This window comes from Planococcus circulans, from assembly GCF_020023385.1.
Classification (GTDB): Bacteria; Bacillota; Bacilli; order Bacillales_A; family Planococcaceae; genus Planococcus.
In genome coordinates this window covers 523,345-539,568 of record NZ_JAIQCL010000001.1, presented here as the reverse complement: position 1 = coordinate 539,568, position 16,224 = coordinate 523,345, and the positions used below count along the sequence as shown (strand labels likewise).

Annotated in this window: 10 protein-coding genes; 7 read left to right on the top strand and 3 right to left on the bottom strand. The window is 46.7% G+C overall.

Translation table 11 applies throughout. The features are described 5' to 3' along the window. Positions 1–53: 53 nt before the first annotated feature. From addB to K8U60_RS02665, 6 genes are all read left to right on the top strand, one after another. The gene (addB, locus tag K8U60_RS02690) at positions 54–3,530 is read left to right on the top strand and encodes a helicase-exonuclease AddAB subunit AddB (protein WP_223633979.1); all 3,477 of its coding nucleotides are present in this window, start codon (positions 54–56) and stop codon (positions 3,528–3,530) included. After that, positions 3,508–7,116, top strand: a complete 3,609-nt coding sequence (addA, locus tag K8U60_RS02685; RefSeq protein ID WP_223633977.1) for a helicase-exonuclease AddAB subunit AddA — start codon at positions 3,508–3,510, stop codon at positions 7,114–7,116. The genes addB and addA overlap by 23 nt, the downstream gene beginning before the upstream one ends. 10 nt (positions 7,117–7,126) lie before the next feature. Continuing rightward, complete coding sequence (locus K8U60_RS02680; RefSeq protein WP_223633974.1) at positions 7,127–8,305, top strand: DUF418 domain-containing protein; 1,179 nt, start codon at positions 7,127–7,129, stop codon at positions 8,303–8,305. Positions 8,306–8,348: 43 nt separating this feature from the next. Beyond that, entirely contained in the window at positions 8,349–9,248 is a 900-nt protein-coding gene (locus K8U60_RS02675; protein WP_223633971.1) for a fumarylacetoacetate hydrolase family protein, read from the top strand. A gap of 68 nt (positions 9,249–9,316) precedes the next feature. Next, positions 9,317–9,688, top strand: coding sequence for a YisL family protein (locus tag K8U60_RS02670; RefSeq protein WP_223633969.1), 372 nt, complete (start codon positions 9,317–9,319; stop codon positions 9,686–9,688). Positions 9,689–10,621: 933 nt separating this feature from the next. After that, positions 10,622–12,085, top strand: a complete 1,464-nt coding sequence (locus K8U60_RS02665; protein WP_223633967.1) for an alpha-amylase family glycosyl hydrolase — start codon at positions 10,622–10,624, stop codon at positions 12,083–12,085. 65 nt (positions 12,086–12,150) lie between these two features. On the opposite strand, the gene K8U60_RS02660 is transcribed toward K8U60_RS02665, so the two are convergent. The 3 genes from K8U60_RS02660 to K8U60_RS02650 are packed head-to-tail and all read right to left on the bottom strand — an operon-like array spanning position 12,151 to position 15,177. Continuing rightward, positions 12,151–13,485 (bottom strand): CoA-disulfide reductase, encoded by a 1,335-nt coding sequence (locus K8U60_RS02660; protein ID WP_223633964.1) that lies wholly within the window; start codon positions 13,483–13,485, stop codon positions 12,151–12,153. A 14-nt stretch (positions 13,486–13,499) separates the two neighbouring features. Then, positions 13,500–14,351, bottom strand: coding sequence for a DegV family protein (locus tag K8U60_RS02655; RefSeq protein WP_223633961.1), 852 nt, complete (start codon positions 14,349–14,351; stop codon positions 13,500–13,502). Positions 14,352–14,370: 19 nt separating this feature from the next. Further along, positions 14,371–15,177, bottom strand: coding sequence for a Cof-type HAD-IIB family hydrolase (locus K8U60_RS02650; RefSeq protein WP_223633958.1), 807 nt, complete (start codon positions 15,175–15,177; stop codon positions 14,371–14,373). Between the two features lie 219 nt (positions 15,178–15,396). Here K8U60_RS02650 and K8U60_RS02645 point away from each other — a divergent pair, with 219 nt between their 5' ends. Then, entirely contained in the window at positions 15,397–16,164 is a 768-nt protein-coding gene (locus K8U60_RS02645) for a prolyl oligopeptidase family serine peptidase (protein WP_223633955.1), read from the top strand. Positions 16,165–16,224: the final 60 nt, after the last annotated feature.

The following is a 16,224-nucleotide window of genomic DNA, read 5'->3' as shown; positions in this document are numbered from 1 at the left end:
CTTGGGATAGTCGTATAATTAGAACAAACGTTCTTATTTGAGGGAGTGATCATGTGTCTTTACGCATTGTATATGGTAGGGCGGGAGCAGGGAAAACCCGGTTTGTCCAAGATGAAATAGTGGAGGAATTAAAACGGCAGGCGGATGGGGATCCTATTTTTCTTATCGTGCCGGATCAGATGTCGTTTTCTACCGAATATCGCCTTTCTGCTGCATATGGCATGAATGGCATGATTCGGGCGCAGGCAGTCACCTTTAAACGGCTTGCCTGGCGCGTGCTGCAGGAAGTGGGGGGGATCAGCAGGAAAGAAGTGGATACCTTCGGTTACCGGATGCTGATACGCAGTCTGTTGGAAGAACATCGGGAAGAATTCCAATTGTTCCGCAGAGCTGCCGGCAAAAGGGGATTTACCGACCAAATAGAACAATTGGTGAAGGAATTTGCCCGCTATTGTGTGGATTGCGGAGAATTCAGTTCAATCCGCTCTTCATTAACTGAAGTGGGAGCGCCGAAAACGCTGTTGGATAAAGCGGAAGATCTGGAATTGATCCTGACGGAGATTGAAAACCGTTTAGGAAAAGTGTTCGTAGATTCCGAAGGCCACCTGGCTTTGCTGAGCGAAAAAATACCATATTCGGAACTGATCAAATCATCCACGATCTATATCGATGGTTTTGTAACGTTTACGGCAAGAGAATATGAAATTCTATTTGAATTGATGAAACACGCCAAATCTGTGACCATTGCCTTACCGATGGATAAAGAGACGGATCCGAACGACGAGCAGGCACTGTTCTATCAGTCTGCCAATACCGCCCGCCGATTAAGCGAACAGGCTGCAAAAGAGGGTGTCGAGATTGATGATTCTGTGCATCTTTTTGTACCGCGCAGATTTTCTCATCCTGAACTGGAGCACATCGAACGGCATTTTGATGATTATCCGACCAGAAAGATTCAAGGCCAGGGCCGTGTATCCCTTGTTGAAGCATCGAACAGGAGAGCAGAAATGCACGCAGTGGCAAGGAGGATCAGAGACCAAGCCAGAAAAGGCTTTCGGTACAATGAAATGGCCATTCTGTACAGACAGCCTGAAATCTATGATGAACTGATCAACACTATTTTTCCACAGTATGAAATCCCTTATTTCATCAGCCAGAAAAAGTCGATGCTGCATCACCCGTTGATTGAATTCAGCCGTTCGGTCCTTGAAGCGACCGTCTCCAATTATTCTTATGAATCCATTTTCCGGGCGGTTAAAACAGATTTGTTCTTTCCGCAGGGACCGGCTACAAAATGGCGGGAACGAAGCGATCTGCTGGAGAACTTTGTCATTGCCAATGGCATTTACGGGGAACGTTGGTTTGAAGAGAAGCGCTGGTTCTATAAGAAATACCGGGGTCTGGAATTTCATACATCCATCCAAACGGATGAAGAACTGGCGGCTCAAATGGAGCTTCATGCGGTCCGCGATCTAATCAGAGAGCCTTTAGCGCAGTTAAAGGAACAGCTGAAGCTCAGCAAAACAGGTAGGGATATCGCAGAAGCTCTCTTTCTGTTTATAGAAAAGATGGACGTTTATGCGAAAATCCAGGATTTGAAAGAACGGGAAGAAAGCGAGCATCGTTTACTGGCAGCTACTGAACACGAACAGGCATGGAATCAGTGGATCGGAGTGCTGGATCAGTTTGTCTTGATGTTCGGAGATAAGGAAATCGACTTGGCGACAGCAGTCAAAATCCTTGACGAAGGGTTTGAAACGCTTGAATTTTCACGGATTCCGCCTTCTCTTGATCAGGTCACGGTCTCTAAAATCGATTTGGCGCGTCTGATGGATATCAAGTCGGTGTTTGTCATCGGCGCCAATGACGGCGTATTGCCGAAGCGCATCGAGCAGGAAGGGCTTTTGACTGATACGGACCGCGAGTGGTTTGCTCAGGTCGGATTTGAGCTGGCGCCTACTTCGAAAATGCGTCTGATGGATGAGACTTATATGGTTTACCGTGCCTTTACGTCGGCGTCCGATCTGTTGACGGTCTCGTACCCGATTGCAGATGAAGAAGGAAAAGCTTTGCTGCCTTCCCTCTATATCCAGAAGTTGAAGGATATGCTGTCGATTGACACCGTTCCGGCAGTCATCGATCCCGAAGAGCTTTTGGATGTTTCTCCAATGGCTTATATTTCACACCCGAGGGCAAGTCTGGCTTATTTGACTTCACAGATCCGTGGCGGAAAATTGTCAGCTGAATGGCGTGCTGTCTTGAACTATTATGAGGAAGATCCGTTGTGGTCTTCGGTCATAAAACGAATTTTAGCGCCGATCAAACCGAATATAGCGGATCCACTGCGAGAAGACATCGCCGAACCTTTATATGGTACGCCGATCTCGTCCAGCGTATCTCGGGTTGAAACCTATTACGGCTGTCCGTTTGCGCATTATGCAGCATATGGGCTGCGCCTTGAAGAACGCAGCCATTACAAACTGGCTGCTCCCGCTATGGGGGATCTTTTCCATGCGGCAATTAAGTGGATCTCGGACGAAGTCCTAAGGCTTGGGGTCTCCTGGTCATCGCTGACCCGGACACAATGCCAAAACTTAGCGAAAGAAGCGATTGAGCAGCTATCGCCTTATTTCGTCAACCATATCCTGATCAGTTCCCATCGCTATCGCTATATCCAGCATAAATTGGAAGGCATCATCCGGCAGACAGCATTTATGCTCAGCAAGCATGCCAAAGTATCTGGATTTGTGCCGGTTGCGCTGGAGGTTGGATTCGGTCCGCAAGAAACGATTCCACCCCTCGATATTCCTTTGAAAAACGGACGCAAAATGAATGTCCGGGGCCGGATCGACCGTATCGATTCGACTGAAATCCATGGCAAACCGTATTTACGTGTCGTCGATTACAAATCGTCCAAACAAGGGCTCGACCTCAGCAATGTCTATCATGGCCTGTCTTTGCAAACTTTCACATATCTCGATGTGGCACTGACACATTCCGAAAGATGGCTTGGAGATGAAGCAGAACCCGCTGGTGTATTGTATTTCCATATGCATAATCCGATGTTGAAATTGACGAAGCTCATGACAACAGAAGAACTCGAAGAAGAAATGGCCAAATCTTTTAAAATGAACGGTTTGGTCGTCGAAGATCCGGAAGTGATTCAGGCGATGGATGATGGGATTGACGGCTATTCCAATGTCATACCCGTAAGGCTCAATAAAAGCGGTGAAGTGTCCGCTTCCCAGTCGAAAACAGTTGCTAAAGAGGATATGCATGCCATCCGCCAATATGTCCGCAGTAAGCATCAACAGGCCGGTAATGGCATATTGGATGGCAACACGAGCATCACCCCTTATAAGGTCAAAGAAGACACGCCATGCCAATTCTGTTCCTATCGCTCTGTCTGCCAGTTCGACCCAGCGGACCCAACACAGACTTATCGGAAATTACCGGCATTATCGCCGGACAAAGCAGTAGAGTTGATCAGAAAGGAGACCGCTGAAGATGATACCGATAAAACCGACTGATGCCACATGGACGGAAGAACAATGGCTGGCAATTTGGGCAACAGGACAGGACATGCTTGTTTCAGCAGCAGCCGGTTCAGGAAAAACGGCTGTCCTGATCAATCGGATGATTGAAAAGGTGCTGGCCGAGGAAGATCCCATTTCAGTGGACGAACTTTTGGTCGTTACTTTCACCAATGCCTCAGCTGCTGAAATGCGCCACCGCATGTCGAATGCATTAGAAAAAGCTGTTGCAGAAAACCCTGATTCAACCCATTTGCGTAAGCAATTGCGGCTAATCAATAAAGCACAAATTTCCACATTGCATTCATTTTGCCTGCAGGTGGTGAAACAATATGCCTATTTGCTTGAAATTGATCCAGGGTTCCGGATTGCAGGAGAGACAGAAGCGGCTTTGCTGCGGGATGATGTCCTGGAAGCTGTTCTTGAAACGGCTTATGAGGGGGAAGGGGCTGAGGCAGTATATAGGTTGGCGGACAGTTTTACTTCCGACCGCAGCGACCAGGCGATGGAGGTACTGCTTAGCAAGCTCTATGATTATTCGCGTGTCCATCCTGATCCTGTAGACTGGCTGCAGCAAGTACCTGCATTATACGAGGTGCCGAAATCAGCCAGCATCGATGAATTGCCGTTTACCGGTGACTTGAAACTAACGATACGTCATGCATTAGAAGAAGCGCTGCAGCTGACGCAGGAGGGACTGCAATTGGCTTTACAGCCGGATGGCCCCGCTCTCCTGGAAAATACCTTCAAGACAGACACAGAAGTGATCCAATCGGCTCTTTCTGCTTTAGAGACTTCTTGGGACAGCCTTTATGCTTTTTCAAAGTCCTTCAAATTCGAAAAAGCGGCCAGTATCAAGAAAGATTCTTGTGACCCTGCAGTTGCAGACGAAGCGAAAGCGATGCGCAATGAAGTGAAGAAAATCGTCAACGGCCTGTTCGATGCCTATTTTACGAGGTCGCCTAAACGCCTACTCGACGAAATGCGTGAAATGGCGCCTTTGATGAAAACCTTAGTGGAACTGACGCAGCTTTTTGCGGATCAATACAAAGCCCTCAAGATCGACCGGGCACTGGTTGATTTCTCTGACTTGGAGCATTATGCACTTGAAATCTTATCGGATGATGGCAAACCATCGGCCATTGCAAAAGAATACCAGGATCGTTTCAAGGAAGTGCTGGTGGATGAATACCAGGACACCAATCTGCTGCAGGAAACCATTTTGAATTTAGTGAAGTCAGGAGCTGAACAAGACGGCAATCTGTTTATGGTGGGCGACGTCAAACAATCGATCTACCGATTCAGGCTCGCTGAACCGATGCTATTCCTGGGGAAATATTCCCGTTTTCGCCACGATGCAAAAGATGCTGGGCTGCGCATCGATTTGAATGCGAATTTCAGGAGCCGTAAGGAAATATTGGATGGCACCAATTATATATTCTCGCAGATCATGGGAGAGCGGGTCGGGGAAATCGACTATGACGAAGCAGCGGCGCTAAAAGCGAAAGCACCTTATCCCGAGCAGCAGGTACCGATTGAACTGGCTCTGATCCATGAACCGGAAACAGAAGAGGAAGTTATGGATGAGGACCTGGTGAAATCGCAGTGGGAAGCGCGTTATATCGCAAAAAAAATCAAAGAGATGATGGACCAGGAAATGGTCGTCAATGACCCCTGGACCCAGCAGCAACGAAAACTTGAATACCGGGATATCGTTGTTTTGATGCGCTCCATGACTTGGTCTGGAGACTTTGTGGACGAATTTAAAATGGCGGGGATTCCTTTATACGCTGAATTGACAGGCGGCTACTTTGACGCACTCGAAGTAATGATCATGCTCAATACACTGCGCGTCATCGACAATCCATATCAGGACATTCCGCTTGCTTCTGTTTTGCGAGCACCGTTCATCGGCTTGAAAGAGAATGAGTTGGCCGAGATCCGCTTAGCTGCGCCTCAGGCTTCGTTTTATGAAGCGCTGAAAACCTTCATGCGCGCCGGTACAGGAATTGATCGTGGCACAGCGGTGAAGCTTCAACGCTTTATCATTCAGCTGGAAGGGTGGCGCAACCAGGCCCGCAGAGGCTCTTTGGCGGAATTGATCTGGCAGGTTTACCTGGATACGAACTATTACGAGATGGCAGGCGCCATGACCAATGGCAAGCAGCGCCAGGCCAATTTGCGTGCGTTGCATGACCGGGCGTTGGAATATGAGAAAACCTCTTTCCGCGGGCTGTTCCGCTTTTTGCGCTTCATTGATCGCATGCGCGAACGTGGGGATGATTTGGGTACAGCGAAATCGCTCAGCGAAAAAGAAAATGTCGTTCGGCTCATGACAGTCCACAAGTCGAAGGGACTTGAGTTTCCAGTAGTATTCTTTGCCGGTACAGGCCGGTCTTTCAATGAAATGGATTTCAGAAAATCCTACCTGTTCGATCAGGATTATGGATTGGCTGTTAAGGCGGTCAATCCCGATACGCGGATTGAATATACATCCTTGCCGTTCCTTGCGGTCAGAGAAATGAAGCAGCTGCAGATGAAAGCGGAAGAAATGCGGGTTTTGTATGTAGCGATGACACGGGCAAAAGAGCGTCTGTATTTGACGGCTTCCGTTAAGGAAATCGATAAGCTTTTTGAAAAATGGAAAGTCGGTACACAAGATGTCCGGCTGCCCGATTTCATGCGGTCACGTGCAAAAGGTTATTTGGACTGGATTGGCCCCGCTCTTGCCAGACATCCGGATGCTGCTGAACAATTGAATGTCAATGGCAATGTTCTTGATCATTCCTCCCGCTTCCATATTGAAATTATTGAGTCCCAGTCATTGCTCCCAGGAGTTGTGAATTTGGAAGAGCTGCTGGAAGGCGATGATTCCAATGAAAATTATCAGCAGCTGGTCAATGATCGCTTCAACTATCAATATCCGCACCAAAAAGCGGTTGAGAAACGTTCTAAGCAGTCTGTGACGGAAATGAAACGGCTGCAGATGCTGCAGCGTCTGGATGAGCCAGAATCCTTTATCCAAACGGCAAAGCCCGAAAGAACAGTGTTGTTGCACCGTCCTGATTTCATGATGGACAAACGTTTGTCAGCGGCCGATGTCGGTACTGCTGTCCATGCGGTCATGCAGCACATTCCATTGGATCGCACAATGGATGCCGCTGAAATAAAAGAGTTCATCGAAACGCTGGTCGGGATGGAGATCCTTTCGCCCGACGAGGGAAAAGCGGTGAAGATCGAAGAACTGGAAAGATTTTATGAAAGCGATACTGCTGCACGTCTTCGTTCGGCGAAAAACATCAAACGGGAAGTTCCTTTTACTTACGCAAAAGCGGATGAGGACGGAGACCATCAGATTATCCAGGGAATCGTCGATTGCCTCTTTGAAGAACAGGACGGTTGGGTTCTGCTGGATTACAAGACCGATCGGATATCGCACATAAGCGATGTCAATACGGAGATGGCCGAGCGATATGGCGTTCAGTTGACCGTCTATCAGGAAGCGGTTGAATCGATCCTCAGAATCCCGATCAAGGAGCGTCTGCTGTATTTGTTTGCAGCAAGCCAAGAAGTGACTATTTAGGAGGATTATTTTGAACTTACAACCCGTTTCACTAAATGAACGAGTAAAAGCGATTGATTTGATGAGAGGTTTTTCGCTTTTTGGCATATTGATCATCAATATGCTGACTTTCCATTCCCCATTTTTGTATATCGATCCATACAAATGGTTCAATGGAACGTTGAATGAAGGAATATACCGGTTTATCGATATATTCATACAGGCAAGCTTCTACCCCTTATTTGCCATGTTATTTGGCTATGGGTTGGCGATGCAATACATGCGTGCAGAAGCCAGCAAGCGCCCCTTTATGCCCTTAGCCGTCAAACGCCTGGTGATCTTGTTGGTGTTCGGTATCCTTCATGCCTTTTTGATCTGGTATGGAGATATTCTGATCACCTATGCCATCATGGGATTCCTTCTGATCTTCATGATTCGGCTGCCTTCAGGTTGGTTGATGGGTTTTGCGGCCATCATCTATACGATTCCACATCTCCTGCTGCTCGGCATCATGTTTATAGCGGCTGCAGCGGATCCGAATATTTATGTGGGGTACATGGAAATTGAAAGCTCGATTCAAGCTTACCAATCGGGAAGCTTTGCAGAAATCTTCAGCCAGCGATTGGCTGATTGGACTTATAGCAATAACTTGGCCAATTACATCATCTTGATCGCGACAATTCTGCCATTTCTGATGGTCGGAGCGGCGGCGGCAAAATGGCGGCTGATTGAACGGACCCAGGAAAAGCGCAAGCTGTGGTGGGCCCTGGCCATTGGCCCCTTGCTGATCGGTTTATTGTTGAAATCCGCCCCGATCCTATTTGAGCCAAATTACGCGTTTGTCTATTTGCAGGATATTTTTGGAGGCCCGCTTCTTGCTGTCAGCTATGCAGCGATCATCGCACTGCTCGCACAAAAAACAATCGTGCAGAAGTTATTTTCTCCGGTCGCCAAAGTAGGGCAGATGTCTCTGACGACATATATTACACAATCCATTTTAGCGACGACGATCTATTATTCTTACGGCTTCGGTCTATATGGACAGGTTGACTTGTTGACTGGAACATTGATCGCCATCGGTATTTTCGTGGTTCAGCTGATTTTCGCAGAACTTTGGTTCGAAAAATTCACCCGGGGACCGCTTGAAATGGTTTGGAGAAAATGGACATACGGAAATAATTTCAAAAAAACTAACAATTCAAAACGCTGAATGTGTATAATGAATTCAATCAAAGAAAAGGAGTGTTTGACGAATGAAGCTGTTATCATTTCGCTACGAAGGAAAAGAAGGATTTGGACCGAAAGTTAAGAAGGAAGAAGCTGTATGGGATCTGATTGCCATTCAACAGCAGTTGCAGGTCTTACCCGAGTTTCCTGAGAAATTGGTGGAAGGAATTCCGCAAGGCATGGAATTTGTTGAACAAATTCGTAAATTGACGGAAGCTGCTGTCCAATCTGACCGCTCTAAAGAATTCAAACACTCTTTTTCAGAAATTGAATGGTTAGCTCCCATTTCAAGAACACCCAAAAATATTATCTGCATCGGAAAGAATTATGCAGACCATGCAAAAGAAATGGGCAGTGAAGCTCCTGTAGATCTAGTGGTATTCACGAAGTCGCCTACCTGCATTTCTGCAGATGGTGAGACCGTTTCTGTCCATGCTGATTTAACCGATTCCTATGATTACGAAGGGGAACTTGCTGTTATCATTGGAAAAGCAGGCCATAAGATCCCGAAACAAATGGCTTATGACTATGTTTTCGGTTATACGATCGCTAATGATTTGACTGCCCGCGATATACAGGACAAGCATCAACAGTATTTTCTTGGGAAAAGCTTCCCGGGTTCATGTCCTTTAGGACCATACCTCGTCACCAAAGACGAAATTCCACAGTCGCAGAATTTGTCGATCGTCACAAAAGTGAATGATGAAGTTCGCCAGAATGGCAATACAGAAAACATGATCCGCCGTGTGGACGAACTTGTAGCGGAAGTCTCGAAGTATGTGGCATTGGAGCCCGGTGATGTTCTGCTGACCGGAACTCCAGCTGGAGTCGGTAAAGGCTTCAATCCGCCGAAATTCCTGAAGGCGGGAGACACCGTCAAAGTCTCAATCGAATCGATCGGAACGCTCGTCACACATTTGTCATAAGATCTGAGCCCTTTTACTCGTCCGGTTTGTGATAAACTGGAAAGGACTTTATTAGAAGAGGTGAGATTTTGGACATTTTTACACAAACTACACATTTGCACATCACTACATGGGTCGTAGCCGTCATTTTATTCCTAGTTGCAGCATTCATGCAGCGTGACAGCAAAGGCCGCAAGATTCTACACATGGTCTTGAGATTGTTCTACATTTTGATCATCATCACTGGCCTTACTTTATTCATCGAATGGTCTTCATCAGATCCGATGGTATACGGCATCAAATTCCTATTGGGTATATTGACGATCGGAATGATGGAAATGGTTTTGGTCCGTTCGAAAAAACAAAAACCGGTTACGATGTTCTGGGCATTGTTTGCATTGTTCTTATTTGCCACGATGTTTGTCGGATTCATGTTGCCGATCGGTTTGGATTTCTTTTAATGAAAGCAGGGCAGATGCATCCAGCATCTGTCTTTTTTCGTGGTTTGGGAAAGTTTGATTTATGGCTTTTCATTTTGTGTACACGCTGATGGCTGCTTCTGCTTCTGCTTCTGCTTCTGCTTTTCTTGATTGTCCAGACTCCAGCAGCCAGCCCCTCGAGTCGCTTCAGCCTTACCAGAAAAGGCAAAGAGCGCCATTACCGGCAAGGCTTCCCGCGCGTGTCGGGGCTAAACGGCTGCTTCGGCTTTTCTTTTTGTGTACACGCTGATGGCTGCTTCTGCTTCTGCTTCAGCTTTGCTTGATTGTCCAGACTCCAGCAGCCAGCCCCTCGAGTCGCTTCAGCCTTACCAGAAATGGCAAAGAGCGCCATTACCGGCAAGGCTTCCAGCGCTTGTCGGGGCTAAACGGCTGCTTCGGCTTTTCTTATTGTCCAGACTCCAGCGCCCAGCTCTTCGGGTCATAAGCCAGCCCGGCTATGCGGCTGAAAACATGCCACTTCGCCGGTCTGTCTTATGCCCGTCAGAGCTCCACGGGCGCTTCCGCTTTTCTAAGTGTCCAGCTACAGCGATCAGCCCCTCGGGGTCATAAGTCACGTCGACTGTGCGGCAAACATACGCCGCTTCGTCAACACGCCTTATGCCTGTCGGGTCTTAACGATCGCTTCCGCTTTTCTAAGTGTCCAGCTACAGCGATCAGCCCCTCGGGGTCATAAGTCACGTCGACTGTGCGGCAAACATACGCCGCTTCGTCAACACGCCTTATGCCTGTCGGGTCTTAACGATCGCTTCCGCTTTTCTTTAGGTTTTCACAGTTTAGACGAAACTCCGGGAAGTCGTTGTCGATTCGCCAACTTAACATGGCGGCGGTAGCCTGAGTTTGATAAAATTAACCGGGTGGAACGCAATAACAACCTCATTGAAGGAGGATTTTAGATTGAAGGCAAAATGGATTTCAAGCATGTTAGCAAGTGTGTTGATAGTGACAATGGTTAATCCAGTATCTGCTCAGGAAGAGCTCGAACTTAAAGACGAACTCATCTATGATACGCTGGTTGATCGTTATTTCAACAAAAAGATCGACAATGATTATGAAGTAAATGCCTTAGACCCAGCCGTTTTTAACGGAGGCGATTTTGATGGGATGGCAAGCGAAATTCTATTCGTAAAAGAAATGGGCTTTACTGCTCTTTCAATAGGACCTGTGTTTTCGACAGCTACATACGATGGAAAAAGAGTATTGGACTATACGGAGTTTGAACGCCATTTTGGAACCGAAGAGGAGTTCAACGAATTGGTGGCTGAGATCCATGACCAGGATATGAAAGTGATAGTGGATATCCCTACGCAGCAGGTGAGTGAAAACCATGTGTGGGCAGCTCAGAATCCAGAATGGTTCACAAAAAATGAAGACGACAGCCTAGCGCTGGATACTGCAAATCCGGAAGTTCAGGAAGCTCTGATTTCCACATTCACGGATTTCAGTGACACCTATCAGGTTGATGGTTTCCGGCTGCAGAATTCAGATCAATTGGATCCTGCATTTATCAGTGGTTTTTCTGAAGCCATTAAAGACGTTCGGGACAGCTACATCTTAAGCGATCAGGAAATGGAAGAGGCGCCTGGATTGGATGCAGTGGTTCTTCCGGGTGTAGAAGAAACGCTGCGTGATGCCTATAAGAATTTTGACCAGGACTTAACAGGCGTTTCTGCTTTAATGGGCGAGAGCGAAGGAAAACTGATTCAGGTCGACTCCATATTCGGTTCGCGGTTTACAGCGGATATTGTGGACGTTAACGGATTTCCGCCAACCCGCTGGACGTTGTTATTGACTCAATTATTGACGATGCCCGGTATTCCAGTCATTCAGTATGGTTCGGAATCAGCGATGAATGGAACGGAATTGCCTGAATCGCATCAAATTCTGGATATGGCGGTAGACAAAGAATTGGTTGACCATATCACGGATTTGACTTCATTGCGCAATTCATCTGAAGCTTTGCGGACAGGGGAATTGGAAGTCCTGCATGATGAAGATGGCTGGCTTGTCTACAAGCGTTCAAATGACGAAGAAACATGGGTCATCGCGATCAATGACTCTTCTTCGACAAAGAACATCAACTTGTCTGCTGAAGCCATTGGGGATGGAAAGGAATTACGTGGTCTATTTGAAAGCGATATTATCCGCCAGGAAGACAATGGGGATTATCGGGTGACGCAGGACCGTGAAATAGCGGAAGTGTTCCATGTGACTGAAGAAACAAAGCTCAACTCAGCTTATATTGCGACCCTTGCTATCATGTATGTCGTCTTCATGCTGTTCCTTTGGATTGTTTGGCGCAAAGGCAAACAACGAAAAGCAGATGCAGCAAAACAAAGAGCCAATGAAAAAACTGTCTAATCGTTTGGACAATAAAACAGGAAGAGAAAGCAATATGCTTTTCTCTTCCTGTTTTTAATTTGGCATCATTTATTGATAGCCTTATAGCCAATCATATTGATTGGATCTTTTGGTGAAGAGTAAGGAGGAGCATAACAAAGCTCTAGTGCCTGTAAGTCGTCGATGGTCAAGCCGCCGTAAATGGCTGTAACAATAACATCGATTCGCTTATCGACGCCTTTGCCACCGATGCACTGCGCTCCCAGGATCTTTCGGGTCTGTGGATTGTAATGGACCTTTAAGGTGATTTTGGAATGCTCAGGGTAATAGCCGGCATTCGAGTTGCCTGTATGGGTTACTGAAGCGGATGGCAGGTTCTTGTCTTTGATCGCCTGCTCGTTTAACCCCGTCATGGCAGCGGTCAACGAGAAGATTTTCAATACTGAAGTGCCAAGCAACCCTTTTTTCGCTATTTTGTCCCCGGTCAGGTGCCGTGCTGTGATAAATGCCTGGCGATGCGCTGGAGAAGCAAGAGGAACTCTCTTCGGATCTCCCGTCACCATATCAAAATTCTCTGAAGCATCACCGATTGCGTAAATCGAAGGGTCGTTTGTCTGCATATATTCATTGGTTCGGATGCCGCCGGTTTCCCCGATGTCCAGTCCGGCTTTGATGGCAAGCTTGGTGTTGGGCTTCAAGCCAATGCTCATGATAATGAAATCGGCCTGCAGTTCAATGCCGTTCGTCAACGTGATGTTTTTGCCTTCGGACTTTTCAATCGCAGTTCCAGTAAGCAACTTAACGCCTTGGAGTGCCAATTCTTTCTCGATGATCAGGGAAATATCGAGATCTAATATAGACATGATGGCAGGGGATTTATGCACCAGCGTAACATCTAAACCGAGGTTTTTCAGATTTTCCGCCATTTCAAGACCAATAAAACCGCCACCTGAAACCACGCAGGTTTTCGGTTGTTGAGTTTTGATGAATTGGTCTATTCGCTGCATATCTTCATAATTGCGCAAAGTGAAAACCGTTGAAGTATCCAATCCTTCGACTTCAGGAACGATGGCAGAACCCCCTGGAGCAAGGATTAAGGCGTCGTAGGGTTCGCTGAATTGTTCATCGGTTTCCATATTGTGAACCAGCACTGTTTTAGCTTGTCTATCGATTTCCATTACTTCATGGCGCAATTTAACGTCGACATCGCGCTTTTTCTTAAATTGCTCAGGGTCCGTCATGATGATCGAACGTTCGTCTTCAATTACATTGCCGATGACGTACGGTGTTCCACATGCCGCATACGACATCGTAGAATCGCGGTCGAACACAGTGATGCGTGCCTCGGAGTCGTAGAATCGGATTTGGCCAGCGGCTGTTGCGCCGCCGCCCACTGCGCCTACGATGACTATTTTCTTCACAGTCTGATCAGCTCCTAGTTGATTTTATTGAAGAAGAATAATGCTAAAGTTCCAGGTCCAGTATGTGCTGCGATAACAGAACCGATCATATGGACTTCAATCTTCTGCGGATGGAAGTTCTCCTCGATTTCCTGTTTCAGGACATTGGCGAACTCTTCGTCATCGCCATGGCTGATGGCAACTGTTTGCTGATCTAATTGGGTGCCGCGTTCTTTCATCAATTCGATCATCCGCTTGATGACTTTCTTGCGTCCGCGGAGTTTTTCAATCGGCACCAATTTGCCATCCTCCACATGAAGCAATGGTTTAATGTTCAATAAGCCGCCCACAAACGCACTGCCTTTGGAGATGCGTCCGCCTTTGGCCATATAATCCAGGTCTTCAACGGTAAAGAGGCTTTCCAGGTGGTCGGCCATAAAACGGGTTTTCTCAATGATTTTTTCCAATGGCTGTCCTGTGGCTCGCATGGCTGCAGCTTCTTTTACGATTAATCCGTAGCCCAACGAAGCGGCTTTCGAATCCAGTATCGTCAATTTCAGGTCGGGGTATTCTTCGCGTACTTGATCCGCTACCATCACAGCTGTACTGTAAGTGCCGGAAAGTTCAGAAGAGAAAGCGATGTAATAGCCCTCATCGCCGTCCTTTGCCAGCTTCTCAAAAGAAGACAGCATTTCCTCAGGTGAAACCTGGGATGTTTTTGGATGGTTGCCTGCACGGATTGTATCAAATACTTTAATGGATTGAATGCCGCGTATATCTTCATAGTCCTGGTCTCCGATATGGACACGGAGCGGAAACAAAACGACGTCTTCTTTTTCAAAAAAGTCTTTTGGCAGATCTGATGCGCTGTCAGCGAATAGTCTCATAGTGAATTCCCCTTTTGATTTATAGTTTCAATCGGTCGATCAGCAGTTCGGCAATGCCGTCGTCATTATTAGTTAAGGTAATTTCATTGGCAATATTTTTTAAAGGATCGATGGCATTGCCCATAGCCACCCCGACTCCGGCAAAGTCGATCATTTCGAGATCATTGTCCTCATCTCCGAACGCAATGATGTTTTCCCGTGAAATTCCAAGGGATTTGGAGACGCGGTCCAACCCGACAGCTTTGCTCATGCCGCTTTTAACGATTTCGATGACATGCCAAGGAGCTCCCCAGCGGCGATGGTCGATCACTTCAGCATGAACCGAAGACAGATGGTCGTGAATTTCCTGGACCCGTTCATAAGGCGCATGGATTAAAATGGACGTTGGATCTGTCTTCAAGTAATTGCGCAAGTCGCCTGTGGTGATAGTAGGATCGCCGAATCGGAAAATATCCATCAGCTTTTCATCATGATGATGAACATAGACATCGTCTAATACTTCAGCAACAATATTATGGAAATCATAATCATGCATCGATTCCACCACTTCGTGGACGACATCCAATCCGATTGGGGTATGGTGCATCCCCCAATGTTGATTTTGGGGATGGTGGACAAATGCTCCGTTAAAGTTAACGATAGGTGTTGTCAAGCCCAATTCCCTGTAATAAGTTTCACTGGAACGATATGGCCGGCCAGTCGCGATCATTACCTGGTGCCCTGCTTCAAGTGCTTTATTTAAAGTCAGTTTCGTTTTAGGTGAAATAACTTTTTGGTCTGTTAATAATGTTCCATCCAAATCAAGAACAATCAAATGTTGCTTCATAAATAGCCGACTCCTTTCTATATATTACTAGTGTAGCGATAATACAAGGGTTTCGTCAAAAAATCTTGAGGAATTCAAAATACTTTAGTCCTGTTTTAATGGTCATATGAAGATAAATAACCGACTTTTGATTGAATTTTCTGTTACCTATTAAGTGTACTGGTGTTTGCTGGATACTGTGAAGATTGATAGGATTATTAATAAAGGAAGTGATTTTACATGAAAGTCAAAAGGCAAGTATGGGGGCATATCCCGTTGCTTCATATAACTCCGGAGCAGGAAGTGGAGACGGCGCTGCCGACGGTTGTTTTTTTTCATGGCCACATGAGTGCCAAAGAGCATAATTTGCATTATGCGTACCAATTGGCTGAAAAAGGGCTTCGGGTGATTTTGCCGGATGCACATCTCCACGGGGAACGAAGCGAGGGATTGGATGATGTTCAAATCAGCTTGCGGTTTTGGGAAATCGTACTGACCTCAATTGAAGAATTGGCCTTTCTGCATAAAGAAATACATAAGCAAGGTCTGGCGGTGGGAGAACCGGGAGTAGGCGGCACGTCTATGGGGGGCATCACAACCATGGGCGCGTTGACAGTTTATCCTTGGATCAAAGCTGCTGCGATTATGATGGGGGCAGGAAATTATGTGGAACTGGCTCAAGCGCAGATGGCTCAATATGAATCGAGAGGCTTTCAATTGCCGATAAGCGCAGAAGAACGTGAAAAGATGCTTTCGACATTAGCTGTTTTTGACAGCAGCCATCACATGGAGAATTTCAATGGCCGCCCGATTTATTTCTGGCACGGCGAGCAGGATGTCACGGTACCGTTTGAACCGACGCATCGGCTCTTTAAAGAGTTGAAGAAACAATATGAAGCTGTGCCAGAGAACATCGTCTTCAAACGGGAGAGAGAAGCGGGCCACGCCGTGAGCCGCAACGGCATGCTGGAAGCAACAGAATGGCTTGCCCACCATCTGGTACAATAAGCGTGTAGATTTCATTTTCGCAGAAAGTTTGTTAAGATGGTACTAATAGTAAAGGGAGGG

Excerpts from the sequence above, each read along its gene's own strand:
- K8U60_RS02655 (WP_223633961.1), bottom strand. The coding sequence starts at position 14,351 with ATGAGACTATTCGCTGACAGCGCATCAGATCTGCCAAAAGACTTTTTT.
- K8U60_RS02675 (WP_223633971.1), top strand. The coding sequence starts at position 8,349 with ATGAAGCTGTTATCATTTCGCTACGAAGGAAAAGAAGGATTTGGACCG.
- K8U60_RS02650 (WP_223633958.1), bottom strand. The coding sequence starts at position 15,177 with ATGAAGCAACATTTGATTGTTCTTGATTTGGATGGAACATTATTAACA.
- addA (WP_223633977.1), top strand. The coding sequence starts at position 3,508 with ATGATACCGATAAAACCGACTGATGCCACATGGACGGAAGAACAATGG.
- K8U60_RS02645 (WP_223633955.1), top strand. The coding sequence starts at position 15,397 with ATGAAAGTCAAAAGGCAAGTATGGGGGCATATCCCGTTGCTTCATATA.